This window comes from Cyclobacterium sp. 10D3-21 (assembly GCF_055809755.1).
The window spans coordinates 7,119,852-7,145,712 of record NZ_CM147924.1 but is presented as its reverse complement, the minus strand read 5'-3'; the positions used below and the strand labels follow the sequence as shown (position 1 = coordinate 7,145,712).

The following is a 25,861-nucleotide window of genomic DNA, read 5'->3' as shown; positions in this document are numbered from 1 at the left end:
ATTTTATTTCTGTTAGAAAGGGTCCAGAAAATTCATAACCCCACCGTTTGGAGAGGTCCCTCTCCAAATACAACCTTCCTGTCTCTATTGATTGGTAAGCCCAAGGCAACAGGTGTCCATTGGTTATTTGATAAACCAATTATTGCCAATATAATTTTAATTTTGAAAAAATAACATAATTTAATGGAATACTTTTATTATTTACACTTAGATATTATTATATATATAATTATATAAGTAACATTTTATTTCAGACGATTTTCTATATATCAGTCCATTTTAAGTGTTTTTTAGTTTGATTTTTGTTATTTAAAAGAGTGGAATTCGGTTATAGTTTGACTCCTACGTTTAAGGGCGTATGACCTTCGTTTATCTGCCAACCGCTTTTCTTTATCCTCCATCATCTAGCTGATCAAGAAGAAGGAACTTTTAAATCAGCTGATTAGGATAACTATTCTATTTAACCCGGATTATGTAATAGAATTCGTGATGAGTGTTGCAATCGCAAGAAAATCAGGCTGTTTGGAGATTTTAGCATAGCACCGCTATGGTGAAATTGAAAACAGCAACGAAGTGGCTGATTTTAAAGCGATTTCAGCACGTAATAGATTGTCTATTGCATATTTCGGGTTTAATGAATTTGGCCTGGTTTTTAATTGACTCATTCTATGATATCTTCAAAAAATATGGGAATTGGGTGAAATTTCGGTTAAATTTATTTTGACAATAAATTAACCTAGGTAAGACAATGTTTCGCAGATTGATTTTTATATTTCTGGTGATCACGGGATTGTCCTGTAAGCCCAATTTACCTGATCCAATAGCTCAGGCAATGGAAGAACTTCCAGAGCAGGTGGATTTTAATATCCATGTTAAACCTATCCTTTCAGACAATTGCTTCTCTTGCCACGGCCCTGATGAAGCTGCCAGAGAAGCGGGCATGAGACTGGACCTTCCTGATGCTGCCTATGCAGCGACCGAGGAAAGTGGGAAAATACCTTTAACCCCAGGAAAATTAAACCAAAGTGAAGTCTTTCACCGGATCATTTCTGAAGATCCAGATTACCTGATGCCCACGCCTGAGTCTCACCTCACTTTAACCAATAGACAAAAGGCAATACTCATAAAATGGATACAATCTGGAGCAAAGTACCAACCCCATTGGGCTTTTATTACCCCTAAGTTACCGGCACCTCCTGAACCTAAAATTAAGGATTGGTCCAATCAACCTATAGACCTGTTTATTGGTCAGAAACTCGTGGAACATGGACTTGAACCAAGTCCATCTGCCTCCAAAGAATTGCTCTTGCGGAGATTAAGCCTGGATGTAACCGGTTTGCCTCCAAGCTTGGAGGAATTGGATGCCTTTTTAGCGGATGATTCGGAAAATGCCTATGAGAAGCAAGTTGACCGTTTGCTAAGCTCACCACATTATGGTGAGCAGATGGCGATGTTTTGGATGGACTTGTCAAGGTTTGCTGATACGCATGGGTACACCGTCGATAGGTTTAGGGACATGTCTCCCTGGAGGGATTGGGTAATAGAGGCTTATAACCAAAACATGCCCTATGACCAGTTTATTATCGAACAATTGGCAGGAGATCAACTTCCCAATCCTACTAAAAAGCAAAAACTGGCCACAGCTTTTAACCGCATACATCCTCAAAATATGGAGGGGGGAATCGTTCAGGAAGAATTCAGGGTGGAATATGTTGCAGACAGGACCAATACCCTCGGCAAGGCATTTATGGCGCTAAGTCTGGAATGTGCCAGGTGCCACGACCATAAATTTGATCCTGTAAGCCAAAAAGAATACTTTCAATTGAGTAGTTTTTTTAATCAGGTAGATGAAGCAGGACAAATTTCCTGGGACAATGCCATGCCTGTTCCCACCATGCTTTGGACAGATGACAAAAAAGATGAACTGCTTAAGCTCTTAAAGAATGACATTAACACAGCAGAAGTAGCGCTGGATAATATCAAAATTGCCGAAGAAGCTGATTTTGAAGCCTGGATAAACAGTGAGTCCTACAAAAACACCCGTTTTTACAAGCCATCGAAATCACTAATGGCTCATTTTGATTTTGATAAGGTGCCCTTGCAGGATAGGATAAATCCTGCTGTAAAGGGCGTTATGGAAAGTACAGGAGAAGCAAGCAAGCAACCCGAATTGGTGGAAGGCTATCAGGGAAAAGCGGCCTCTCTTAATGGAGATGCCTGGTTGAAAATGGGAGGGGTAGGAAGTTTCTCCAAAGACCAGCCTTTTAGTGTAGGCATTTGGGTGAATATTCCTGCAAATCTAGAAAATGGCGTGATCTTCCATACTGGCAACGGCGCTGTCTTGTTCAATAGGAGAGGTTATCATTTGTATTTAAGGGAGAATAGGCTGGAAATGATACTCGCCCATACGGCGCCTTATAATGTCATTAGCAACCTCACCTTGGAAGACATACCGAGAGACGAGTGGGTTCATTTGCTGATGACCTATGACGGCTCTTCCAAAGCCAAAGGAATAAAGACCTATGCCAATGGAGAGTTAATGGACAGCAAAATGTCAAGAGACAATTTGTACAAAGACATATTATTTGCTGGAGACAATCAGCCCGGTATTCAAGTGGGGGCCGTTTGGAGAGGAAGGGGCTTGAAAGGTGCCGCAGTAGATGAGCTTAAACTCTTTGACAAAGAATTATCACCTTTAGAAATTTTGGAATGGCTTAAGCCAGAACTATTGGCCAAGCTGGTGAAAAAGAGTGCCAATGATTTAAGTACTGAAGAACGGAAAGCTTTAGAAGTGTTTTATTGGAACAACCTGTCTCCAAAATACCAAAACCAGCTGAAAAAATTAGAAATCGCCCGGACGGAACATTCTGCTGCTGTGGAGCCGGTACAGGAGGTGATGGTCATGGATGACATGGATCCAAGAAGAGCTACCTATATACTGGAGCGCGGGGAGTATGCCGCACATGGCGAAGAGGTAGATGCCAATACCCCAACCTCTATTCTTCCCATGCCCGAAGATTATCCAAAAAACCGACTTGGCCTTGCGCGTTGGTTGGTAAATGATAAACATCCGCTTACAGCAAGGGTGGCCGTAAACCGTCTTTGGCAGCAGTTTTTTGGCAAAGGGTTGGTAGCAACCTCCTCAGATTTTGGTAACCAGGGTGAAATGCCAAGTCATCCGGAATTGTTGGATTGGCTGGCGGTGACATTTAGAGAATCTGGCTGGGATGTGAAAAAGACACAGAAAATGATCCTTATGTCTGCCACTTACAGACAGTCCTCTCTGGCGGGTAAAGAACTTCAGGAAAAAGATTATGACAATATTTGGTTGGCCAGAGGCCCTTCCGGCAGGATGCCTGGTGAAATGATTCGTGACAACGCCCTTTATGCAAGTAAAATGCTTGGGAAAGCCATAGGAGGCCCGAGTGTTAAACCCTATCAGCCGGATGGTTTGTGGTCGGTTAATGGTGGGCAATATGTGGAAGATACTGGAGAGAATCTTTTCAGAAGGAGTTTGTATACCCTTTGGAAAAGATCTGTACCCAATCCCACGCTGCACATTTTCGATGCTCCAGAAAGATCTGAGGTGACGATCAAAAGACAGGAAACCAATACTCCCCTTCAGGCCCTGGTATTGATGAATGACCCTATTTATGTGGAAATTGCAAAGGTCATGGGCATGCAGATTGCTACCCAGCAAGATACGAGCAAGGCTATTCAAGATGCTTTTCGAAAACTTACAGGAAGGTTTCCAAAAGAAAATGAATTGGCGCTGCTGTTGAAATTAAGAGAGGTAGAACTCAAAAAGTTTCAAGAAGCACCAGAAAAAATGGATGGATGGCTCAATAAAGGTGGCTATCCGATCAAAGAAGCGCCCGACAGGTACCAGTGGGCTGCCAATACAGTTGTAGCAAGTGCTATCCTTAATGCGGATGCTACCATTACCAAAAGATAAATTCACTATGTGCAAGCACCATAAAAATCATCATTTTCAAGCCTACCCAGAGCTTCATGACCTGGAAAAGAAAATAGACCGCAGGCATTTTCTTACCAAAACAGCAATGGGCATGGGTGGACTGGCATTGGCTTCTTTATTCTCTAATGATGGGCTGATGGCGAAAGATATGAATGCTAATCTTGGGACAGCCCTGTCAGGGCTTCCTCACCATGCCCCAAAAGCAAAACGAATCATTTATCTCTTTCAAAGTGGAGGGCCTTCACAGCTTGATCTTTTTGATTACAAACCAGGCTTAAGCGACATGCACGGCAAAGACCTTCCCGAATCCATTAGGGGAGGACAGCGACTTACAGGGATGAGTGCCAATCAAAGTATTTTTCCCGTGGCGCAGTCCAATTTTAAATTCCAGCAATACGGAAAAAGCCGAACCTGGGTGAGTGAATTAATGCCCCATACGGCAGAAGTGGTGGATGAACTATGCTTTATCAAATCCATGATCACGGAGCAAATAAACCATGATCCAGCCATAACCTTTATGCAAACCGGTCACCAGTTGCCCGGAAGACCCTCTATGGGTGCTTGGCTTTCTTACGGACTGGGTTCAGAAAATCAAAACTTACCAGGCTTTGTGGTTCTGGTGTCCAAAAATGCAGTGAGGGATCAACCTCTGTATGCGAGACTTTGGGGCAATGGTTTTCTGCCTTCCCAGCATCAGGGCGTACAATTCAGGTCAGGAAAAGATCCTGTGCTTTTCTTGAGCAACCCGGAGAACTATGACGGACATGATCGAAAAGAAATGCTGGATTACCTCAAGGACTTGAATGGCATCCAATATGATACCTATGGGGATCCCGAGATCAATGCCAGAATTGCCCAATATGAAATGGCCTTTCGCATGCAAACCTCGGTTCCTGAAGTATCGGACATGACCGATGAACCGGATTGGGTTTTTGATTTGTATGGAGAGGAAAGCCGTGATCCAGGCACTTATGCTGCCAATTGTCTTTTGGCCAGGAAGCTGATAGAGAAGGATGTGAAGTTTGTTCAGCTTTACCATCAGGGTTGGGACCAACACGGAAACCTTCCAAGTGGCATAAAAAACCAATGTGCCAAAACGGATCAGGCCACCGCGGCTCTGATTAAGGACCTTAAACAAAGAGGCTTGCTTGAAGACACCTTAGTGGTTTGGGGTGGAGAATTTGGAAGAACGGTTTACAGTCAGGGAACATTAACGGCCGATAACTATGGAAGGGACCATCATCCGCGCTGCTTTACCATGTGGATGGCTGGTGCAGGAGTCAAACCTGGTTTTACCTACGGAGCTACGGATGATTTTGGATACAATGTGACTCAGGACCCAGTGCATGTGCATGATTTTCATGCTAGCTTAATGCATCTATTTGGGGTGGATCACGAAAAACTCATCTTTAAACACCAGGGCAGAAGGTACCGCCTTACTGATGTGGCAGGGAATGTTGTCAATGACCTGTTTACATAATTTTTGGACGAAAAAGAATATAGCTTACGACATACTTTGTCTCGACTTATATGTAGAAACCTAACCTGGGGCCAATATAATGCCCCCTCTTTTCAAAAAACTGATCGTAATAAACTGCCCCCTGAATTCCTATACTCCATTTGTTGTAAAATTCCTTCCTCAAACTAAATTGAGCAGGAAAAGTTATGCCTTGTGTATAATCGTCTATACGAAAAAAACCGCGGTATTCCTGTTTGTCCTCATTGAAATATACAGGTGCATAGTAATTTTCCCGATCCACGAATAGGCCTATTCCAACTCCTCCCTCAAGAAAAATAGAAAATGGTAGTGCTATTTTTCTATTTACCATAAATGAAAAATGATCTGAAGTAAGTGTCCCTTCCAAAGGTAGTGGTATCCCCATTACTGGTGTCCCGGCTTTGGATTCTCGGTAATAATTGTTCCAAGAACGGTTGAGGGAAACTCCCATGGACCAGTGATTATCTACTTGATAAAAAAAGCCGAGGTTTGCATTTAACCCAACACTCGGTAATTCTATGGCCCTTTGATCAGAAATAGTAAAATGACCAAGGTTAAAATGCAGGTCTAAATTTTGGGCCGCTAGTCCCCCCATCGTACAAAATAAAAGTCCTGCGATTGTTAAAAGCTTGCTCATGAATTGATATTAAAAACGGTACCTAATTTCCGGACCTAAATGAAAAGATCCAATTCTGTAAAAAGGAGTTATAAAAAAGCCTGATTTAATGCCTGCATATAGGTTTTTCCCGATATTTTTATTGAAATTTAATTCTAAAGGCATTGCGAAATCCCTGTTGAATTTAGTGATTTTCGTAATTGGGTCGATTTCATCACTGCTGTACTCCAGGTAGTACCCAATACCAGTTCCCACTGCCATCAACCAGCCATTTTTCAATGGAAATTTTTTTTGAAAAGTAAGGTAGAATAGGTTTACTTTCTCCCGGATTTTTAATGAACTTCTATCAGAGGTATGATTGAAGTTTCCAAACATATAGTTAGAAGACAAGGCAAATTTATCATTAAAGTGGTAGTCAAACTTTATCCCGTAAGATGGGCCGAGTGTTCCATCGTTGTAGCTCCCAACACTTGTTGGCGAAAATACACCAGCATAAATACCAACGTCATATTGCTGGGACATACAGACGGAAGCCAGTAAGTTAAAATAAAAAAATAACAGTAGTTTTTTCATAATTTCGGTAAAACTATAAATTTATTATTGGATTTTCAAACCTTCTTAAAAATTTAGGTTACATTCTAGAAATCATACCATTATTAGATCTTCTGGGGAAATAGGTTCCAGATACCACGCCAATGAAGAATTAGCCAATTTTCCGATCCTAAAAAGTGATACTATATAGAATCTGTATAAAAATTATTTATTAAGGTTTCCTGACCTTAAATTGAAATCCCCAAACCTACTGGTTTTCTGGTAACTGCAACACGTTCAAAACAACAAGGGAAATCCTATCACATAAATAGAGTTTAACTTTGAATAGCATTAAATCGTTTCTGTAGATCCTCAAGGTCATTCTTTTCGTCAATTGAACGTTCGGCCAGGTTAAGGATCATTTCAGCATGTTTTTTTATCACCTGCTTGTGTTGCTGGTCCACTGCAAAATCATGGAGTGTGGCCATGGCTTCCATCAAGTGGATAATTACCGGAGGATTAGCCTTCGAATATTGTCGGATGGCATTGAATGACGCGCCGATCATTCCTTCAAAAGTCAATGCATTGGCATAAATTCTCAACCTGTCCTGCTCTCCAACTCGATAGGGTGAAGGAAACTGTACAGTGGTCAGGTAAGCCATGGTATTGCTAAGGTTGTCAATACAGGCGATGGCTGTATAGGGGTCATTTATACCAGGTGACAGGGCTCGGGCGGCGATTTCCACCATTTGGTGGATGGCATGTTCGGCATCCTGTTGGGAGGTACGTGTTCTTCCAGTAAGAAAGTTGTCTTTTAGAGGTTCCAGCACTTCTTCGGACAGGTCTTTATGAGAATAAACCATTCCAATCTGCCTATCTATAAATAAATAGTCTCCAGGCCGAAAATAAAGCTCAAGAAAAAGGTCTTTGCTGGAAATGAATTCCATTAACATTTCAGGATCCACATATTGTAAATAACCCTCTTTATTGCTTTTCAGAGGCTTAGAATAGGTAAATCCGGCCTTTATCTTTTCTAAGTCAAAAGAGGAAGTTGCCGCATCACCTATTTGTTCCGGGAACAGGGTCTTTAAATTCTGAGATAGATTTTTTGAGATTTTGTCAATAATATTGTCTGCCTGTATGCTATTGGCCACATGATGAATAAAAATGATTAGCAATACGATATTGCCTATGGTCATCAGTAAAGCAAAAAACACAGAAATGATTGGCACAAACTCCAGTTGCTCGGTGTCTTTCACTGTGTTGAGCACAATCAAGCAGTAAATGTACAAGGAGACATAAGTCCCTAATACCGTCTGGTTGATTCGGTCATACATGAAATTCTTTATTAACCTGGGGCCAAATTGGCTACTTGCCAGTGTAAGTGCCACAAGTGTAATCGAGAATACCGTTCCTGCCACCCCAATCATGGCTCCAGCTATGGTTGAGAGGATGTCTTTAGCGGCATTAGGACTGCTGGGAAATAAATATTTCCAGCCTCCTTTAGGCTCAAATGCGTGAGTATTGTCCAAATAAACAAGCCAGAATGGTAGGGCTATACCAAGAGCAATAATCAAAACAGGTACAAACCAAAAAGTAGACTTGAGTTTAGACCACCAGAAAAGCAATTTTTTCATACATAACCTTTTGTGTAACTAAATTCAAGTTACCAAATAACGCTTAATTTCCTACCAAAAAGATCTTTCAGGAGAAATGTAGCCTATTTTTGAAAAGCAAGCTGATTTAATGTCGCCCTTAAGAGCGCAAAAATTGGGTCCATTTTTTTTAAAGATAGGGCTATCACCCTGTACTGGAGTACCTTGCCCTTATAAGGCAACAAAAAAAATCAATATTAATTACGCCATAGCATGGGGAAACCCTGGCTTCAATCCTTTCAATAATTGATTTTACCCCTTAATAAAATGGTATTTAAAATTCTGAAACAACCAAGTCCTGTAGGGGAGATATATTAGTAGCCACGGGTGAAGCCCCTGGGATATATTGAAAAAATTCACTCGATTTTGGCGGCATTGTTGCTTTTTTTTCTGCAACAATGCTGACAAAATCAATCTGCTATGATTTTGAATTCTACTGTACCCTTACTTTTTCACCGTAAAGGCGGCCACTATTCCTGAAGTGACAATTCCCATGATTGGAGCACCTAAAATGCTTTGTATCATGTAGCTCTTAAAATTAAAATAATCATTGGCCTCCTGTGGCGTCATTTTTCCATTTGCTACAGCATAGGCGATAACATTTTCAAAATACTGTGGGGTAATGAATGTAAGGGTTATCCACTGAGTCAAAGGGGTAAGGATGGTCACCACCAAGGTAATTAACAAACCTGTTTTGAACCCTTGCCAATAGGTCATTTTGCCATGGTAGTAAACACGGCGTTTTTCCAGCAAGGCAAAAACATAAATGGCGATGGCAGGAATAGCGATCAAATTGGTATAGGTGGCATGATGAGCAATCAAGTCATCATGCAGACCGACCGAACGTTCTATGAACATCCAAACCAACATCATGCAGGCAAAAATTAACCCCCACTTGATCTCAAGACTATATTCTTTCATGGTTTGTTTTATTTCATTGAGTACAATCCAAATGTATTTCCTTCGGTATCCATACAAATGGCGCAAAAGCCATGTTCACCTATTTGGAATTTGGGTTGAAGCACATTGCCTCCAGCTGTTTCCACTCGGCTTTGTTCGTCAGCACAATTTTCACAGGAAAAGTAGATCAGTGTTCCTCCAGTTCCAGGTTTCATTTCAGCAGATTTTACCAAGGCACCTGAGGCATTGATGCCTCCATCTACATAGGGAAAGGCCACCATTCTAAGGTCTTCCATTCCGCCAGGAACTTGCATGTCTTCAAGCATTTTATTCAAAACTTTGGCATAAAATTTCTTTGCCCTATCCATGTCTTCGACATAGATTTCAAACCAGTTTACGGGATTTACATTTGCGCTCATGAGTAGGTTGTTTAGATTTAAATAGAAAAGTAATTAATATAATAAAATTATTTCTTGTCATAGGACAAGAAGTTCAAAATTCTTTAGCTACTTCCTTTCTAATCCTACTCAATGAGGTATCCGTAACGCCTAAATAAGTAGCAATTTGTTTCAATGGAGCCTGTTGGATAATCAGGGGCTGCTCTTTTTGTAGCCTTAGGTACCTTTCCTTGGCAGAATCAGTGATCATGTGTAAGGAGCGCAATTTGTTTTCTAAAAGAGAATTGGACATCCATGTTCTTCCCCATTCTGAAAACCCTGGAATTTTTTCAAACAATGCCTCAAAATCTCTAAAACTGATCTTCCAGCATTCACAATTGGTTACTGCCTCTATATTTTCTTCAGTTGGTACTCTTAAAAACAATGATGCGACTTCAATGACCACATTCCCAGGACTGAAAAAGCTCGTAGTGATGTCTTTTCCAGCACTATTTATCGCAAAAGCTCTGGCCAAGCCTGACTCCATACAATAATAGGCGTTGGACTGTTGCCCCTCCTTAAGTATAGTTTCTCCCTTTTCAAAATAGACACTTTTGTGAGCCTCAATTATTTCCTCACAAGCAGCTGAGTTTAACTGAGGATGCTGATAGATGGATTTTAATATTGAAGATGGATTCATGAAAGCCCAGTTTATTTATACTTTTTCGACAGTAATTATGTGACTTACCAATGCACATAAATTTTGCCAATGCTTTTTCCCGATTCTAAAGCCATATGTGCCTCGGCTAAACGATCAATAGGAAATACTCCTCCTACCTTTGGGGCAATTTTTTTATTGTTGTACAATTGAATAAGTTCATTCAGGCAGGTGCCTATTACGTCTACTTTATGGTCGGCAAAACGCAACATGTTCACTCCTATAAGTGCCTGGGCTTTCATCATCATAAATAGGGGGCTAACGAAACCGGTTTTGAATAAAAAAGAAACATCATTGAGCAAATTGTTCTTTTTACCGCTTCTGGCAGCACCACCGAAACAAAAAAGTTTGCCACCATAGCCTAGCAGCTTTAGGTCTGTTTTAAAACTATTGCCTGCCACGGCATTAAAAATATGGTCTACCGATCGTTTGCCCAAGTTTTTGATAATCCATTTTTTGTAGTCTGTTTGGGTATAGTTTATGGGATAATCTACCTTTAAAGCTTTCAGGTATTCCATTTTTTCATTTGAACTACATAAGCCGATCACTTTCACACCTCTTAGTTGACAGAGCTGAGTCAACGCAGTGCCTACACCACCAGCACAAGCATGTATTAGGGCTATTTCACCTTTGCGCATTTGTTGAAAATAATGGGTCATATAATATGCGGTGCAATATTGGGTGGCCAGCGCGCAGGCTTTTCCACCTAAAATCTCTTCTGAAATTATACCCAAGGCCTGGTAATCAGCGACGGCTTCTGTAGCGTATCCGCCAAATCGTGTAAAGGCCACCACTCGTTTGCCTATTAATGATTCAGGCGCTTCTGCTCCAGTTTTTATCACCTTACCTACTACTTCATAACCCGGCACGAATGGAATCTCTGGGGCTTCCTTATAAAGACCATTTCTTGCCATTACATCAGCGTAATTTAAACCAAAACCCTCCACTTCAATATGCACTTCATTGGCTTTGGGTACTGGTGAAGCAGCTTCCTGAATTTTAAAAGCTTCATCGGCATGCCCATATTTTATTATTGTGGCCTGTTTCATTGAGGATGGTTTATTTTCCAGTATGAATATACAATTTTTATCCAATTTCAGGTGCACTGGTTCTCTGCAAAATATTGACAGAAGCATTGCCTTCTCCATTCAATGCTTTTGTGTTTATAAAACGAAAAAAATATGTCAAAAAGAATTAAATCAGTTGTTAAATAAACAATATTCAATATTTTTAACCTAAATAAAACCACTTTAATATGAAAAATCACTTCAACCGCAGAAAATTTCTTCAATTCACAGGAATGGTGGGGTCTGCTGCCCTCTTGCCTGGAAATGCCTTTTCGAAACCTGCACCGCTATTGGAACAGGATGAAATTGGCCTTTCTAAATGGGAATTGGAAACACCTTCACTTTGTCTGGACCTGGACATTATGGAATCTAACCTTAAAAACGTTCATGAAAACCTCAAAGGAACAGGTATTGGCGTGAGGCCACATACAAAAACGCATAAATGTCCAGCATTGGCAAAATTGCAGATGGATGCCGGAGCCGTTGGTGTTTGTACTGCCAAACTAGCAGAGTCCCAGGTTATGCTTGAGAACGGTATCTCCCAAGTGCTGATGACTGGTGTTAATATCAGCAGCAGCAAAATCAGGAAGGCAATGCAATTGCGAAAAGCCCATTCCGGGTTTATTCAAGCGGTAGACAACAAACAGAATGCCCAAGACCTGCAGGATGCTGCAAAGGAAGCGGGCATTATCGCTGATGTTGTCGTAGATCTGGATGTGATTCGGAGATCAGGAGTACCCACAGGTCTACCCGCTTTAGAATTGGCTCAGCTAATTGACCAGCTACCTAATTTACGGTTTATGGGAATTCTTGCTTACGATGGAGGTGCTCAGCATATTCAAGGTTTTCAAAAAAGAATGGAAAGAACCATTCAAACCTTTGAACCAGTATCAGAAACCTATAAAATGATGGTTCAATCTGGTCTGAACATGGAGATTTTTAGCGGGGCAGGTACCGGCACTTACAATATGATGGCTGATGTACCAGGCTTTACAGATGTGCAGGTAGGAAGCTATTTGTTTATGGATACCCAATACATGGCCATAGGAAGTGAAAGCAATGAAAACCTTTATGATGATTTTGATCCCTCCCTTACTGTCATGGCATCCGTTATTAACACCAATCACCCCAACAGGTTAATTACCGACTCTGGGGCCAAAGCATTGACCATTAACAAGCCTAGCGGCATGGTAATAGGAGAACCTGGTTTTAGCTACAATGCAGGATCTGATGAATACGGAACGGTTACTTATGAGACGGCCAATAAAAGTTACAAGACAGGAGATCTGCTGGAGGTAATTGTGCCCCATTGTGATCCAGCTGTTAATTTATATGACCGAATATATGGTATTCGTAAAGGAAAAGTAGAAAGTATTTTACCAATAATGGCTAGAGGGCAATCCCGCTAGCCATTATTGGTTTTAAAATTATTTGAGCAGAAAATGGCTTGGTTATTACCTATCCCAAATGCTTAACTGGCCAAACTTTGGTTTTGCTCTTCGTCCTCTTTCCCCTTGCTTTGTTCTTCTTTGTCCAAATTGGGTTTGGAGGTCCACATGCCAAGCATCATGGCAAAGGATGTCAATATAATTACTTGAATGATCAATGAATCATTGATAATGGGAATGGCCATGGTCGCAGGAACACTAAGGTACAATAGAATGGTTACCAAACCTCTTGGAGAAATGAACATAAGAGGGAGTAGGTTTATTTTAAATGCCTTTAATAATAAAGCCCTTAAAAGGAATATTCCTGCTGTGATGGAAATGGACCAAATAAGTGTTTCAGTATTGATAAGCTCATTGGTTTCTATCAGGAAGCCAAAAACTAAAAAGAATAGTGTTCGGATCAAGAAGGTGAGTTCCATGGTCAGCTCCTTGAATTTTTTAATCTCTTTTTTGAAACTTTTAGTATGGAGTTTTTTTACAATTACACTTTGCTTGAGTTGGTTTAGGTTACCTATAAAGAGTCCAAAAAGAAGTATGAAAATCAAGGCTGGCAAATGGTAAAGTTCAGATACTGCAAAAATTAGAACGATCATAAGGATAATCGGAGCAAATTTTACAGGATGTTTAATGCGGCTCAGTAGAAAAGCCAGCATAATGGTTGCAAAGAAAGTAACGATTAAAATCATGACGATTTCCCCAAAGAATAGGCCGAGGGTTTTAACATTCATGATCTTTTTTTCAAGCAGGAAGTTAAAAAGTAGGACCCCGAAAATATCAGAAACACTACTCTCGTACGTTACAAATTCACGGTTCTCATTCCGTAAGTTTTGAACAGAGGGGATGGCAATGGCACTACTAATAATGGCAAAGGGGATGGCATTGAGTAAAGCAGATTTAAACTCTATATCTGTAAAATATTGCAATGCATAGGCAAGACTAAAACTAATAACAACTACAGGGATTATGGCAATCAAAATGGTTTTACCTACAAAGGATAATTTTGAGGTGTCAAAATCAAGTTCAAGGGCTCCCTCTAAAACGATCAAAACCAAGCCTATGGTACCCAAAAATGGCAATGCTGTAGTGAGGTCCGGAATGTCTAAATCTAGGAAGCTTGCAGCCTGATTTGCTGCCCACCCCATTGCAAACAATAAAATCACTGGCGGGATTTTTGTTTTAGCAGAGGTGATGTCAAAAAAGTAGGAAAAAAGCATTAAAGCACATAATACAATGATAATGGGTAGGGCCATAGATGGTTGGTTTAAGTTTAGGGGGTTTTCTCCTATTCAATAATTAATCAAAACCCTGCGTTTCCTCATTAATTTAAAGTATGCCAAGCATAAAATTACAATAAAGTATGCCAAGTTAAAAGTTTAGCTTTTATTAAAGCTTAAATTTTTATTATTTTAAGACAGTTAATTGACGAATTTATACCACCTTCTTAAGCAACTTATGAAACTATTTTTCGCATTTTCCCTTTTTGTTTGTGTATTCTTTCAAGATCCGGTTTATGCCCAGAAGTCGTTACCATTGGGTAGTCACCCACCTGCACTTACCTTTGATCATTTTCCCAATAAAGCTTTTGCTTTCGTTTGGAGAAACTGGAACCTGGTAAGTCCTGAGAAAATGGCGGAAACTATTCAATGTAAACCTGCGGATATACTTTATCTGGCCCAACTTATGGGGCTGGAAAATCAGAAGCTTTTACCTGAAAAATTCAAAGAACAAATTTATATTACCCTATTGCGAAGGAATTGGCACTTGCTGCCCTATGATCAGTTGCTTACTTTGTTGAACATGGACAAAGAAAGGTTGGAATTTGCATTGAAGGAAGATGACTTTCTTTTCCATAAGTTTGGCAACCTTAAACCTGCCAGTCCTGTTCTTCGTTTTGTTAGCCCAACTGAAGCCGAGATAAAAAAGGCTGCTGAAATAAAAGCCATTATTGGTCCTATTTTGGATATAAATGATGAGAATCCTTCGGAAGAGCTTTTTCAATTTATCGAAAAGCTTAAAACATACAATGAAGACGAAGTAATAAGTGAAAAGGATTCTTTGAAGGAAGACCAACTCCGTTTTATCTATTCTTATTTTGGCATTTTTGGGGACCCTTTAATGGATGAAGAAAATGATCCCTTTCCCGATGGACTTCTACAAAAACTAGCCCAGAAAGGGGTGAATGGCGTGTGGATGCACGTAGTGCTCAATCAACTTGCACCAGGGGGTGAAGCCTTTCCAGAGTTTGGAGAAGGCAGCGAAATCAGACTTCGAAATCTCCAAAAAATAGCGCAAAGGGCAAAAAAATTCGGTATTGACATCTACTTATACATGAACGAACCCCGGGCACAGCCCGATGTCTTTTTCGAAGAGCGTCCAGATATGGCTGGGGTAAAGAAAGACGGTTTTATGACCATGTGTACAAGCAATGAGCAGGTTAGAGATTGGATGGAACAATCCCTTACCCATGTATTTTCCGAAGTACCCGAATTGGGAGGGGTATTTACCATTACTGCCTCAGAAAACCTTACCAATTGTGCCTCACATGGAGGCAAAGACCAATGCCCCAGATGTAGTGTGCGTCCTTATGAAGACATTATCGCTGAAGTAAATCGGACGATCGCCAATGGGGTTCATGCTGCAAAACCCGAAGCGAATGTAATTGCCTGGGATTGGGGATGGAATGGTCATGGGATGGCAAGAGATGTGATCGACAAATTGCCAGAAGATGTGTGGTTGATGTCTGTCAGTGAATGGGCCAAACCCATAGAGAGAGGCGGGATTCCCAATACAGTAGGAGAATATTCTATTTCTGCAGTAGGACCGGGACCTAGGGCAAAATCTCATTGGAGTGGTGCCAAAAAGAACTTGCTCAAAACAGTGGCTAAAGTTCAGTTTAACAATACCTGGGAATTGTCCGCAGTGCCATGGTTACCAGTAATGGACCTTGTGGCGCAACATGCATCCAATTTGGCGCAAATGGATATTGATGGCTATATGTTAAGCTGGACACTTGGGTCTTACCCTTCCCCAAATCTTGAAATAGCGAAAAAATTCTCTGATGATCCGGGTGCCAGTATTGAAGAAGTACTCAATTCATTGGCTTTGGAAAGGTATGGAAGAGCTGCCGTCCCTTATGTACGTAATGCCTGGACTACATTTAGTACAGCTTTCGAAGAATACCCATATGATATTCGAGTGGTCTATTCTGCGCCACAACAGTATGGCCCATCCAACCTTTTATTTCTGGAACCTACAGGATATCGCTCTACTATGGTAGGTTTTCCTTATGATGATCTCATAGGTTGGTCTGGTCCTTATCCTCCAGAAGTGCTTATTTCTCAATTTGAAAAAGTAGCCACAAAATGGGAAAAAGGCTTAAAATTTCTAGTAGGAGCCATTGAGGTAGCAGAAAACGAATCGTATAAAAAGCTATTGGCAGAAGACCTTAACCTTGCCAAAGCAGCATACCTTCATTTTTTATCGGTGGGCCAACAGGGCCGTTTTATAATGGCCAGAGACATATGGCTTGAAAGTCAAAAAACCGACACGGTCCTTCGGGATCAGGTGAAGGCTATTTTACTGAAAGAAAAGCAAACGGCAATTGATCTACTTGAGGTGGCAAGTAAGGATTCCAGAATAGGTTTTGAAGCCTCCAACCAATATTATTATGTGCCACAGGATTTGCTAGAGAAAGTAATCAACTGTCAATTTTTGATCAATGAACTTGATAAATAGCTTCAATCACAAAAGAAATAGGAACCATGGATTTTAGCCATGGTTCCTGTCCTACCAATTTTTAACCCATTCATTTACTTATTATTGGGCTAAGAAATTAAGCTTTATTTTTTTCTCGCTATTCAATGACAAGATTCTTGTTTCTGGGATACTTGACCTCATATTCCAATTCCAGTAACTTGGTATCCGAAGGTGCCAACTTAAACTCCCACTTAATCTCACCAGTTTTCACGTCATGTTTTCCTCCAGAAAGACTTTGTATCTCTACCTCTATTTCTTCCAAAGTAGAAACAGGCACCTGGTCCAAAACTACCATGGAAATGGGCTGGCTTTTATTGTTTTTAATGGTGGTTTTCCACAATCTGCTTGCCGTCTTTTTATTCCCTAAAAACGATTTTTCTGTGAAATCACCTTCTTTCTCCCTTTCTATTGTGACCATTTTATCTCTACCCAGTGAGATTTCCAGGGTATCAGAAGCATAGCGCACATCCAGCAGGCTTTTACCTACAAAGGTTTGTTCAAAAAACACATTGGCCTCTCCTTCCAAAAGCTGGTATTGCTCCCAGTTCGTAATCCCAGCAATCAGGTAAGCTGTGTTATTGACTTTGGGAACAGCAAAATATTGGTAGAAAGCAGGCAATTCATAGGTTACCATATCCACAGTATAATTTTTACTGTCTGATTGAATGGAATAAGGGGTATTGATTTCAAAATTAATGGCCGTTTGGTTTTCCACCTGAGCCATCGGTAAAGGTTGACTTTGCAATTCCTGTGCATCATCAACGTCAAAATTGACCTCAATTCTTTCAGATTTACCTTTCAAACGTTTACTAATTCCATAACCGATTACCACTATCTCATCTAATGCAACCTGATCTTCTTTCATAACCACATTCATAACTTCAGCTCTAATTGGTCGGGATTGAGAAACATATCCAACGTAAGAATAGGTCAATTGGCTGGCATTGTTTGGCAAGGTGATGCTGTAATTACCGTCAAAATCTGAAACGGTTCCAATAGTGGTTCCTGCAACTACGATGGTTACACCGGGTATACCTACTCCTTCGGCGTCCATTACTTTTCCCGTCACACTTCCCGTCCTTTGGCTATAAATGGGTGGGGCGGTATTGTAATTGAGCAAATAGGGCCGTAGTTCTGGAGCTACACCGGAGACACTTGGCTCTGCTGAGGAAAAAGTAAGTTTTATATTGTCCCAATCTACTTTGGTGTCTTGTCGGACATTCGCTTTGTAGTGCAAGCTAACCGGGCTATTGATGTCTTTGGCACGGATGTCGTAAGAAGGAAACCAGCCAGCATTGTCAACAAGGTAGGACAACTCGAAAGAAAAACTACCGGGCATTTTAGCAGCTACTCTTACCAAGACCTCCCCTGTAGCAAACTCTTTTTCACCAGCCAGAGAATTGATTTGATTCTGAAGGTTATTTTTTTCTTCAAGTAATTTCTTAATCGTACTGTTTCTTTCAATGGTTTGCAGTTTTAAGGCAGTGAGTTGATTGCCATAATATTCAGCAGCCTGTTTGAGGGTGGCCACATTTAGGGTTTCATTTTTACCTCCTATCAGTCGGTTGGTTTGGAGAAAAGTGATCTCCTCTTGGGCAATGGACAAAAAAGTGTTTTCCAATTCGATCTTTTCATTAACCACTTCCAGGTCCCTGTCCAGCTTAAGAAGCTCCTCAGACTTTACCGATTTATCTAGAAAGTTTTGCTGGTGATTAATGCCCAAAACAGTCAACTCACCTCCAGCTTTTAGCTGTATGCTTTTGGGAGCTATAAAAGGGGAAAGGTTGGTAAATTTGACAATGGATTCCCCTTTAGCCAATTGCACTGTTTCCTTTCGTAGCACCTGTGCACCTTTTAGAAAGACGGTGGCTTCCGCCACTTTGGATTTAACTTCTTTTTCAGGTATTTCCTGAGCGAAGGATTGATTAAAAATCAGGAAGAACAAAAGGATGGACAAAGCTTTCATAGATAATGGATTGGATCGTTTTTATACAAAAGGATAAATGTACTTCTTCAAAAAAATGTTTTGTTGCCGATATTTTGCAAACAGAAAACATGTTGTCTTTAGTCTGCTTGCTTTTTACTATACGAGGCTGAAACTATAAAAGTCACAAATCAGGCCAAAAATCTAGAAGGTAAAATATAGGATAATAAAAAAATCCCAACAAGATACTTGAATCGACTCCAATAGGATAAAACACATCGTGATTTTTTAATTAGTAATATAAGAATTCTGGGAATGCTTATTTCTAATATTAGCTTAGTCTGTGCTATAGAAAAATATGAAAAACCCCTTTAACATTAGTACATTTTACTTTTCTTAGCTACTTTGAAGATGTATATGAATTAATATAAAACTCCAATTTGTCGACTAATAGAATTACGATCAAATTACCGCTGCCATCGACCCTTATCATGTGCTTTGGCCTATTCCTCAAAGTGTGATCACGGCCAATACTCTGGGCACGATTAACCAAAACATAGGATATGATGGCGCTGAAAACAATATTCCACCGCTAGAAACAATTGATGACACCATAGAATAAATAAACAATGGGAAAGGAAAAATATTCAATCGGCTTTGTATTCATTATGCTATGCCTTTGTCCGTTTATGGCAAAGGCTCAAGAAGATAAAGCGGTCCGCCAGGAATACTTGAGGGAGTTGGTCCTATTGCAGGAGAAACCTTCCAGTTATGATAGCTTTGTTAGTTTTCATGACCTTACCTGGGAAGATTGGATAAAAAGAACTGGAGAATTACCCCCTAATTACGGGGTAATTCCCTCCATTCCTTTTCTGCCTGATCCTCTGATCATTGGGGAAGGCAAGGAAAATGAGAAGGTTACCACCATGGCTCAATGGGAGGCCCAGCGGGAGTATTTTAAAGAGCAAGTGAAACACATTCTTTCAGGGACTTTCCCTGATCCTCCCACCAATCTGAAAGCTGAGATTTTGTCCGAAAGGACAGAAAATGGTGTCAGCATTCAGATGATTGAACTCAGGTTTGGAGAAGACCACAAGGCCAAATTGACCTTGGAAGTATTTACCCCGCCAGGCAAAGGGCCATTTCCAGTAATTATGACCCAGTGGAACCACAGAGGATGGGCACAGATAGCCGTAAGGAGAGGTTATATGGGGCTGATTTATGCCGGGGCAGACGCGAAAGATGATACCCGGGAATACCTGGAACTTTACCCTGATTATGATTGGTCTACTTTAATGGCCAGAGCCTGGGGTGCTCATAGAGCGGTGGATTATTTGTATACCTTAGATGAGGTGGATAAATCCAAAATAGCCATAACCGGTCACTCCAGAAATGGAAAACAATCCTTGTTTGCCGCCGCTTTTGATGAGCGGATTACAGCTATCATTACAAGTAGTGGAGGGACAGGAGGAGAATTCCCTTACCGGTATACCGACGAAAGACATTCCAATGAATCAATTGATTACCTGGTTTCCAGACGAACACATTGGTTGCATCCGCGCATACGGTTTTATTCAGGAAGAGAGCACAAAATGCCAATCGATCAAAATTCCTTAATGGCGCTGATTGCTCCTAATTCTCTAATGTTTAGCTCTTCCATCCGAGAAGGAGGTGGAGGAGATCCCTGGGCCATTGAGCAGATTTACACCTCACTTACCAAAGTTTATGACTTTTTGGATGCTCCGGAAAAATTGGGCATACGGCTGAGAGATGGGGAGCATGCGGTATCAGAAAGGGATTTAGAGGCCTTTATGGATTGGCTGGACATACAGTTTGGCAGAAAGAATTTTCCTTGGGACAATCACCTGAGTTACAATTATAGCTTTGAAAAATGGAAGAAAGAAAGTGGAGAATCCATTGATCTTAGCAAGTTTCCTATTCAGTCGACCCAAAATATTCCTGCCAATGGATCCCATTTGGAAAAGGCCCAAGAAAAAATAAAACAAGACCTCACCTGGCTGATGGGTGATGAACCTGCAGGTTTACCTGCCAGTGACATTGAGACCCTAAGCCAAAAGGAGGATTATGTCAGCAGTTTTATGCCTCGGCCAAGGGTGAAAAATGGTAAAAAACTTAATATTACGCCCTACAATGCCATGGGCGATTATTTATATGGATCCCTTTATTTCCCCACGGATGAAGCTGGAGAAAGAAAAACAGGGGCCAATGGTAAAATGCCTGTGCTTATATTTTTGCACAAATACACCAATACGGGCTATGATTCGGAGTTAAATGCATTGATTGATGGGCTGTTGGCCAAAGGGATAGCTGTTTTGACTTATGATATGATCGGCTATGGGGCCAGGATAGAAGAGGGCACTTTGTTTTATCAGAGATATCCCCATTGGTCAAAAATTGGCAAATTGGTTACGGATGCCAGAGCGGCGGTGGACGCATTGGAAAGTTTGGACTTTATAGATAAGGACAAGATCTTTGTTGGAGGCTATGCTTTGGGGGGAACAGTAGGCTTGATCACAGCTGCACTGGAACCTAAAATAGCAGGGCTTGCTTTGTCCAGTGCTTTTACCCCTTTGAGAAATGCCTCTGGTGATGTGGAGGGATTAAAAGCTTACTCCCATTTGTATGGGCTAATTCCAAGGTTAGGTTTTTTTGATGGAGAGGAAAACAGGATTCCTGTGGATTTTCCTGAAATGCTCACCAATATTGCCCCAAGACCGCTAATGGTCATTTCTCCAGAATTGGACAGGCATGCTGACCATGAAAATGTCAGTAATACCATGGAAGGTTTAAAGCAGTTGTACCAAAAATTGGGAGTAGGGGATGCGCTGGAATGGCAAAGCCCCCATGCTTTTAACCATTTTACGGAAGCCCAACAGCAAGAGATGATTAAATGGTTGGTGCAGGAAGTGGCAAAATAAATTAATAGCACTTAAGTTTGAGAAAAAGATACAATTCGATCATGACAATTTCAAATAGGTCTGTTTATGCTGGGGAAGGTTACCCTTCCGGAGTCAATTTTAATAGAATGAAGCGGGTGATGCTACATTATCCATTGGTTTTTTTGATGGTGTTTTTGGGTCTGGTATTGGAAAGCAAGGGACAATTCCAAGGCAAAACTTCAGACATAAACTATATAGAACCGAATGAGGAAACCGGAACTTCGCTGGGAACGGTAGTGGGAGATGTTCCATTGGCTTTTACGGATCAAATTTTCCCTTTTGATTTAAATGGGAATCTGGTAGGATCAAGCGATCTCAAAGTACAGCTTACTCAGGTGATTAAAAATTTGGAAGGAGCCTTGGAAGAAGCAGGTACTGATTTAAGTAAGTTGCTGAGGCTAAATGTTTACCTTCAGAAGGAAGAGCATTCCAAACCTGTTCGAGATTTAATCAAGGAATTATTACCTGAAGGAGCTTTCCCGGCCATTACCCTGATAGTTGGTGGCCAACCTCGTGAAAAAGTATTGTTAACCATGGATGCGATTGCTGTTGCGCCCATGACCTCAGTAAGTTCCAGGGGTGTGAATCTTCCGTTTAGCAAAGGGCTTAATGAAAAAGCCAATCGTGCTGCTGTTGCTGTTTTACCGGCAGGTAGGAAGGTATTTATCGCAGGTCAGGCTGAACCTGGTAAAGATCTTTTGGAGGCCAGTGACAAAACCATGCAAAACCTATTTGCTACCTTGGCATATATAGGGGCCAGTGGCAGTGATGTGGTCCAGGTTAAAGCTTTTATCAATCCCATAGAAGATGCAGCAGCAGTAGAAGAAGTAATCGCTGTTTTTTTCAGAGGGCAGCAAGTACCCCCCATTGTCATGGTGGAATGGTTGGTAGAAGAAAACAAGGCTGAAATAGAATTGGTCGCTTCGGCTCCTGAGCATTATAATGACAAAGAAGCCGTCAGTTATTACGCTCCACCGTGGATGATTCAGGCTACCACTTACAGTAGGATAGTAGACATTAAAGCAGGAGGGCTATTGTTTACTTCCGGCTTGTATGCGGAAGAAGGAATAGATGAGGAGGAAAAAGCCAGAAACCTGTTTGACACTTTGTCGCGAATTCTTGAAAAAGCCGGATCCGGTTACGACGACCTGGTAAAAGCAAGTTACTATCCTTCCCATGAAAAAGGCCGTGAAGGCTTGATGAAAGTAAGAACCGAATTTTACAATCCTGAAAGGCCTCCTGTTGCCTCCTTGATAAGGATCCAGGGAACGGGTCGTGAAGGCATTTACTTAAATGTCGATATGGTTGCAGTGGTGCCGGACTGATTTGGTAAAGCTTTTCAAGCCTCGGGTCTTGTGTCTGGGCTGGTCTAAGTTTAGCAGCGCGTAACTTAGACCCAAAATGCAGAAAGTTTTCAACTTTCCTAAGCCAATAGTAAGTAACAAGATTATTTTATTAAATATTAAAGAGCCTGATAAATCAAGGCTCCTACAGGTTACAATCCAGGTCTTTTACCAGGGTTTCGTTTGTTGTGGAAACAGGAAAGTATACGAACAGTGTTTTGGTTATCGTTAAGAACAAAATACAGTGAATGTGGAAACTTTTTGAGTTTTAGAGAACGGATGTTTCTATATACTACTTTAAAAAATGGGTTTGTTTTCAATGTTGCATATGCTTCTTTTAGTGCACTAATAAAATATAAAGGAGCGGTAGTACTATGCAGGGAATAATATTCTATAGCGTCTTCAATTTCCTTTTGGGCACGTGGTGAAACGATGATATTATACGCCATACTTTTTTTGGAGTTTGTCGATGGACTCTTCGGCAGTATGATAGGTGCTTTCATCTTCTTTTAAGCGTTCATCCAATTCTACTTTCATCTCTGTGGTAAGCGCATGATCGCTAGTATCCTCTTCCACAATTATCGTAATAGCCTTTGATTTGAAGGTGGCTTTTATTGCATCCAGTATTTCAGTATTGACTTCTTGTGCTGATGAAAAATGGTAAGTAGTAATCATAACATCTTATTTAAATTTTTTAAATTATACTCAAAAAAGGTCCTAAGTAAGCGCAAATCAAATGATTTTATAGACCTTCTTTTGTCATTTTCATTTCTAATCTAAGTTTAGCAATGCAAAATTTACACCTAAAATACCGAAAGCTTTCAACTTTCCCAAGTTGAGCTAAGTCAGAAAAAACAAGTAAACTTCCATTTAAGCCGCTCAGTCTACCCTAATTAAATTCCAAAATGCTGAAAGTTGAAAACTTTCATAACCCTTGCCTGAGTGTAGATTGCATCTACACTCAAATATTCAACCGGAATGTGATTGGCTATTGAGAATAGGATATTGAATTTTAAGCCTTTTTTATGGGTTAAATATATTAGTTGATTTACTTGAGTTGAAAACTTTCGTCATGATAGGTCGATTTGCCACTATCGCTTAAACTTAGACCATAGGAAACTTTATTAATCATTTATTAACTTAGTGGAATAAATAAACTGGATAAGAATGGATATTCAATCAATAAAAGTCGACTTAATCGATTGGATCACAAAGCTAGAAGATCGAAAAGTACTTGAACAGATCCAGGCTTATAAATATAGGCAAGGTGAAGGGTTAAGTAAGGCTCATAAAGCATTGCTGGATGAGCGGATAGCTTCTTATGAAAAGGATCCCAGCAAAGTGGTGGATTGGAGCGATGTGATGAAGGAGATAGAAAGCAGCCAATGAGCTATAAGGTAAAGCTGCTCAGCGAGGCCAGTTTGGATATCAAAGAAATCATTGAATGGTACAATGAAGAAAAGCAGGGTTTAGGTAGACGCTTTTATAAATCTTTGAAATCAAGGCTAAATTACATCAGTAATTATCCGTTTCACTGTCAGGTTGCATATAGAGATATTAGAAATATATTGGTCGATAAGTTTCCATATCAGATTCATTTTAGGGTAAAAGAATGTGAAAAATCTATTATTGTTATTGCAGTTACCCATACTAGCAGAAATCCTATGGTGTGGAAAAGAAAAAGATAGTTTCGACTAAATGTAGCATTACCTCTGGTCAAAGTTTAGCAGCGCGTAAATTAGAGCAGAAGGAAAAATATATGAAAAAATAGTATATTTGATATGAGGCAGTTTTATGGATATTCAGGCAGAGAAATTACAGTTGATAGAATGGCTCGCGGGACTTAATGATGCCAAAGTACTCAATGAGTTTATTGCTTTGAAGAAAAAAAAGGAAGTGGATTGGTGGGATCTGATTAGTGCTGAAGAGCGGGAAGAGATTCAAATAGGTCTTTCTCAAGCAGATAAAGGTGAGGTTACCCCCCACAAGGAAGTAATGGCGAATTATAAGAAATGGCTTTAGAAATCGTATGGACTAATCGTGCCCAAACAGGTTTTGCGAGAATTATTGAGTACTTGTAAACTCAACTTTCATAACCTTTGCCTGAGTGTAGATTGCATCTACGCTCGAGTATCCAACCGAAAGGTAATTTGGTATTGAGAATAGGATATTAAATTTTTAACCTATTTTTATTGGTTAAATGTATTAAGTGATTTAATAAATTATTCAACTCCCCCGTCTGGTCTAAGTTTAGCGAAGCGTAACTTTAGACCTAAAATGCTGAAAGTTTTCAACTTTCATAACTCAACCTCAGGTGGCAAAAATAATAGGTATAACTCCCTTCCCTCCTGCATAGTCTATGGCACTGCTGTATTGGTAATGTTCAGGTAATACTACTAGTCCAGCTTCTACAGGATTTTGATGAAGGTAATTCAATCGTTGTTTCAACATTTTTGCATTAGAAAGCTCTATGGGGTGATTACTTTGTTGCCAGAATTGAAATTTTTCGTTGTTGGCGTTTCTTTTCCCTGACCTTCCAAACATCCAAAGCATCCATTCTTTCCTGCTTTCTTTTGGGTTTTCGGCAATCGCTTTTAACAAAGCTTTGGAGGTATGCCGTTTCAAGTCCCTCATAATGTCTGAAAGTATATTGTTTTCAGAACTAATGATAAGGTGCACATGGCTAGGCATTATACACCAAGCATATAATTCTAACCCTTTGTTTTTGCTACAATACACCAGAGAATCAACGATAATTTCAAAGTATAATTTTCTCGTAAATACATCTATCCAGTTTACCGTAGCAAAACTTACAAAATAAAGTTCACGAGAATCATGGAAAACAAATTTTCTGCCCATAAAACTACCATGTCTAAATTTTTGAAAATAACTTTAACAATGAGGTTTCAAACGATTATAATTTAGTGAAAATCTAGCTGTTTGGACCCACTCAAGTTGAAAACTTTAGACATGATGGGACGAAGTTACCACTATCGCTCAAACTTCGACCAGTGGTTAAATGTATTAAGTGATTTAATAAATTATTCAACTCTCCTAACCGTAACCAGGTGTTGTAAACGCTCACCTTTACC

The 25,861-nt window shown here is 40.3% G+C and carries 21 protein-coding genes; 9 read left to right on the top strand and 12 right to left on the bottom strand.

Annotation, left to right across the window (positions count from 1 at the left end; genetic code table 11):
- The first annotated feature begins 748 nt into the window (after positions 1–748).
- Entirely contained in the window at positions 749–3,955 is a 3,207-nt protein-coding gene (locus AC0L7T_RS27980) for a DUF1553 domain-containing protein (RefSeq protein ID WP_473340117.1), read from the top strand.
- Positions 3,956–3,962: 7 nt separating this feature from the next.
- Positions 3,963–5,456, top strand: coding sequence for a DUF1501 domain-containing protein (locus AC0L7T_RS27975; RefSeq protein ID WP_473340116.1), 1,494 nt, complete (start codon positions 3,963–3,965; stop codon positions 5,454–5,456).
- A gap of 46 nt (positions 5,457–5,502) precedes the next feature.
- Here the strand turns inward: AC0L7T_RS27975 and AC0L7T_RS27970 are convergent, their stop codons facing one another.
- The 7 genes from AC0L7T_RS27970 to AC0L7T_RS27940 all read right to left on the bottom strand — a co-directional run bounded on the left by AC0L7T_RS27970 (position 5,503) and on the right by AC0L7T_RS27940 (position 11,320).
- Positions 5,503–6,111: a transporter gene (locus AC0L7T_RS27970; protein WP_473340115.1), complete on the bottom strand. Its 609-nt coding sequence runs from the start codon at positions 6,109–6,111 to the stop codon at positions 5,503–5,505.
- Positions 6,112–6,120: 9 nt separating this feature from the next.
- On the bottom strand, positions 6,121–6,663 hold the full coding sequence (locus tag AC0L7T_RS27965) for an outer membrane beta-barrel protein (RefSeq protein ID WP_473340114.1): 543 nt from the start codon (positions 6,661–6,663) through the stop codon (positions 6,121–6,123).
- Between the two features lie 293 nt (positions 6,664–6,956).
- Positions 6,957–8,258 (bottom strand): DUF2254 domain-containing protein, encoded by a 1,302-nt coding sequence (locus AC0L7T_RS27960; RefSeq protein ID WP_473340112.1) that lies wholly within the window; start codon positions 8,256–8,258, stop codon positions 6,957–6,959.
- 462 nt (positions 8,259–8,720) lie between these two features.
- Positions 8,721–9,197 (bottom strand): DUF4199 domain-containing protein, encoded by a 477-nt coding sequence (locus AC0L7T_RS27955; RefSeq protein ID WP_473340111.1) that lies wholly within the window; start codon positions 9,195–9,197, stop codon positions 8,721–8,723.
- An 8-nt stretch (positions 9,198–9,205) separates the two neighbouring features.
- A complete protein-coding gene (locus AC0L7T_RS27950) occupies positions 9,206–9,595 on the bottom strand; it encodes a VOC family protein (protein WP_473340110.1) in 390 nt (129 codons plus the stop codon).
- 73 nt (positions 9,596–9,668) lie between these two features.
- Positions 9,669–10,253, bottom strand: a complete 585-nt coding sequence (locus AC0L7T_RS27945; protein ID WP_473340108.1) for a Crp/Fnr family transcriptional regulator — start codon at positions 10,251–10,253, stop codon at positions 9,669–9,671.
- Between the two features lie 44 nt (positions 10,254–10,297).
- Entirely contained in the window at positions 10,298–11,320 is a 1,023-nt protein-coding gene (locus AC0L7T_RS27940; protein WP_473340107.1) for a quinone oxidoreductase family protein, read from the bottom strand.
- 206 nt (positions 11,321–11,526) lie between these two features.
- Here AC0L7T_RS27940 and AC0L7T_RS27935 point away from each other — a divergent pair, with 206 nt between their 5' ends.
- Positions 11,527–12,747: a DSD1 family PLP-dependent enzyme gene (locus tag AC0L7T_RS27935; RefSeq protein WP_473340106.1), complete on the top strand. Its 1,221-nt coding sequence runs from the start codon at positions 11,527–11,529 to the stop codon at positions 12,745–12,747.
- 62 nt (positions 12,748–12,809) lie between these two features.
- On the opposite strand, the gene AC0L7T_RS27930 is transcribed toward AC0L7T_RS27935, so the two are convergent.
- On the bottom strand, positions 12,810–14,036 hold the full coding sequence (locus AC0L7T_RS27930) for a cation:proton antiporter (RefSeq protein WP_473340105.1): 1,227 nt from the start codon (positions 14,034–14,036) through the stop codon (positions 12,810–12,812).
- Positions 14,037–14,238: 202 nt separating this feature from the next.
- Between AC0L7T_RS27930 and AC0L7T_RS27925 the strand changes: the two genes are divergently transcribed.
- Entirely contained in the window at positions 14,239–16,521 is a 2,283-nt protein-coding gene (locus tag AC0L7T_RS27925) for a hypothetical protein (protein WP_473340103.1), read from the top strand.
- Between the two features lie 118 nt (positions 16,522–16,639).
- Here the strand turns inward: AC0L7T_RS27925 and AC0L7T_RS27920 are convergent, their stop codons facing one another.
- Positions 16,640–18,508, bottom strand: a complete 1,869-nt coding sequence (locus AC0L7T_RS27920) for a DUF4139 domain-containing protein (RefSeq protein WP_473340102.1) — start codon at positions 18,506–18,508, stop codon at positions 16,640–16,642.
- Positions 18,509–19,095: 587 nt separating this feature from the next.
- Between AC0L7T_RS27920 and AC0L7T_RS27915 the strand changes: the two genes are divergently transcribed.
- Positions 19,096–21,405, top strand: a complete 2,310-nt coding sequence (locus AC0L7T_RS27915; RefSeq protein ID WP_473340101.1) for an alpha/beta fold hydrolase — start codon at positions 19,096–19,098, stop codon at positions 21,403–21,405.
- A 41-nt stretch (positions 21,406–21,446) separates the two neighbouring features.
- Positions 21,447–22,751: a RidA family protein gene (locus AC0L7T_RS27910; RefSeq protein WP_473340099.1), complete on the top strand. Its 1,305-nt coding sequence runs from the start codon at positions 21,447–21,449 to the stop codon at positions 22,749–22,751.
- A gap of 170 nt (positions 22,752–22,921) precedes the next feature.
- Here the strand turns inward: AC0L7T_RS27910 and AC0L7T_RS27905 are convergent, their stop codons facing one another.
- Entirely contained in the window at positions 22,922–23,218 is a 297-nt protein-coding gene (locus AC0L7T_RS27905; protein ID WP_473340098.1) for a type II toxin-antitoxin system RelE/ParE family toxin, read from the bottom strand.
- Positions 23,208–23,444, bottom strand: coding sequence for a hypothetical protein (locus tag AC0L7T_RS27900; protein WP_473340096.1), 237 nt, complete (start codon positions 23,442–23,444; stop codon positions 23,208–23,210). Before AC0L7T_RS27900 ends, AC0L7T_RS27905 begins: the two co-directional genes overlap by 11 nt.
- A 492-nt stretch (positions 23,445–23,936) precedes the next feature.
- On the opposite strand from AC0L7T_RS27900, the gene AC0L7T_RS27895 reads away from it, so the two are divergent.
- The 3 genes from AC0L7T_RS27895 to AC0L7T_RS27885 all read left to right on the top strand — a co-directional run bounded on the left by AC0L7T_RS27895 (position 23,937) and on the right by AC0L7T_RS27885 (position 24,791).
- Entirely contained in the window at positions 23,937–24,158 is a 222-nt protein-coding gene (locus tag AC0L7T_RS27895) for an addiction module protein (protein WP_473340095.1), read from the top strand.
- Positions 24,155–24,457, top strand: coding sequence for a type II toxin-antitoxin system RelE/ParE family toxin (locus AC0L7T_RS27890; RefSeq protein WP_473340093.1), 303 nt, complete (start codon positions 24,155–24,157; stop codon positions 24,455–24,457). The genes AC0L7T_RS27895 and AC0L7T_RS27890 overlap by 4 nt, the downstream gene beginning before the upstream one ends.
- A gap of 106 nt (positions 24,458–24,563) precedes the next feature.
- A complete protein-coding gene (locus AC0L7T_RS27885) occupies positions 24,564–24,791 on the top strand; it encodes a hypothetical protein (RefSeq protein ID WP_473340092.1) in 228 nt (75 codons plus the stop codon).
- Between the two features lie 288 nt (positions 24,792–25,079).
- Here AC0L7T_RS27885 and AC0L7T_RS27880 read toward each other — a convergent pair whose 3' ends face one another.
- Positions 25,080–25,628 carry an REP-associated tyrosine transposase gene (locus tag AC0L7T_RS27880; protein WP_473340091.1) on the bottom strand — a complete coding sequence of 183 codons (549 nt, stop codon included), beginning with the start codon at positions 25,626–25,628 and terminating at the stop codon, positions 25,080–25,082.
- Between the last annotated feature and the right edge of the window lie 233 nt (positions 25,629–25,861).

Bases quoted from the DNA above. Each gene is read 5' to 3' on its own strand.
- AC0L7T_RS27980 (WP_473340117.1), top strand. From the start codon at position 749: ATGTTTCGCAGATTGATTTTTATATTTCTGGTGATCACGGGATTGTCC.
- AC0L7T_RS27975 (WP_473340116.1), top strand. From the start codon at position 3,963: ATGTGCAAGCACCATAAAAATCATCATTTTCAAGCCTACCCAGAGCTT.
- AC0L7T_RS27970 (WP_473340115.1), bottom strand. From the start codon at position 6,111: ATGAGCAAGCTTTTAACAATCGCAGGACTTTTATTTTGTACGATGGGG.
- AC0L7T_RS27965 (WP_473340114.1), bottom strand. From the start codon at position 6,663: ATGAAAAAACTACTGTTATTTTTTTATTTTAACTTACTGGCTTCCGTC.
- AC0L7T_RS27960 (WP_473340112.1), bottom strand. From the start codon at position 8,258: ATGAAAAAATTGCTTTTCTGGTGGTCTAAACTCAAGTCTACTTTTTGG.
- AC0L7T_RS27955 (WP_473340111.1), bottom strand. From the start codon at position 9,197: ATGAAAGAATATAGTCTTGAGATCAAGTGGGGGTTAATTTTTGCCTGC.
- AC0L7T_RS27950 (WP_473340110.1), bottom strand. From the start codon at position 9,595: ATGAGCGCAAATGTAAATCCCGTAAACTGGTTTGAAATCTATGTCGAA.
- AC0L7T_RS27945 (WP_473340108.1), bottom strand. From the start codon at position 10,253: ATGAATCCATCTTCAATATTAAAATCCATCTATCAGCATCCTCAGTTA.
- AC0L7T_RS27940 (WP_473340107.1), bottom strand. From the start codon at position 11,320: ATGAAACAGGCCACAATAATAAAATATGGGCATGCCGATGAAGCTTTT.
- AC0L7T_RS27935 (WP_473340106.1), top strand. From the start codon at position 11,527: ATGAAAAATCACTTCAACCGCAGAAAATTTCTTCAATTCACAGGAATG.
- AC0L7T_RS27930 (WP_473340105.1), bottom strand. From the start codon at position 14,036: ATGGCCCTACCCATTATCATTGTATTATGTGCTTTAATGCTTTTTTCC.
- AC0L7T_RS27925 (WP_473340103.1), top strand. From the start codon at position 14,239: ATGAAACTATTTTTCGCATTTTCCCTTTTTGTTTGTGTATTCTTTCAA.
- AC0L7T_RS27920 (WP_473340102.1), bottom strand. From the start codon at position 18,508: ATGAAAGCTTTGTCCATCCTTTTGTTCTTCCTGATTTTTAATCAATCC.
- AC0L7T_RS27915 (WP_473340101.1), top strand. From the start codon at position 19,096: ATGGGAAAGGAAAAATATTCAATCGGCTTTGTATTCATTATGCTATGC.
- AC0L7T_RS27910 (WP_473340099.1), top strand. From the start codon at position 21,447: ATGACAATTTCAAATAGGTCTGTTTATGCTGGGGAAGGTTACCCTTCC.
- AC0L7T_RS27905 (WP_473340098.1), bottom strand. From the start codon at position 23,218: ATGGCGTATAATATCATCGTTTCACCACGTGCCCAAAAGGAAATTGAA.
- AC0L7T_RS27900 (WP_473340096.1), bottom strand. From the start codon at position 23,444: ATGATTACTACTTACCATTTTTCATCAGCACAAGAAGTCAATACTGAA.
- AC0L7T_RS27895 (WP_473340095.1), top strand. From the start codon at position 23,937: ATGGATATTCAATCAATAAAAGTCGACTTAATCGATTGGATCACAAAG.
- AC0L7T_RS27890 (WP_473340093.1), top strand. From the start codon at position 24,155: ATGAGCTATAAGGTAAAGCTGCTCAGCGAGGCCAGTTTGGATATCAAA.
- AC0L7T_RS27885 (WP_473340092.1), top strand. From the start codon at position 24,564: ATGGATATTCAGGCAGAGAAATTACAGTTGATAGAATGGCTCGCGGGA.
- AC0L7T_RS27880 (WP_473340091.1), bottom strand. From the start codon at position 25,628: ATGGGCAGAAAATTTGTTTTCCATGATTCTCGTGAACTTTATTTTGTA.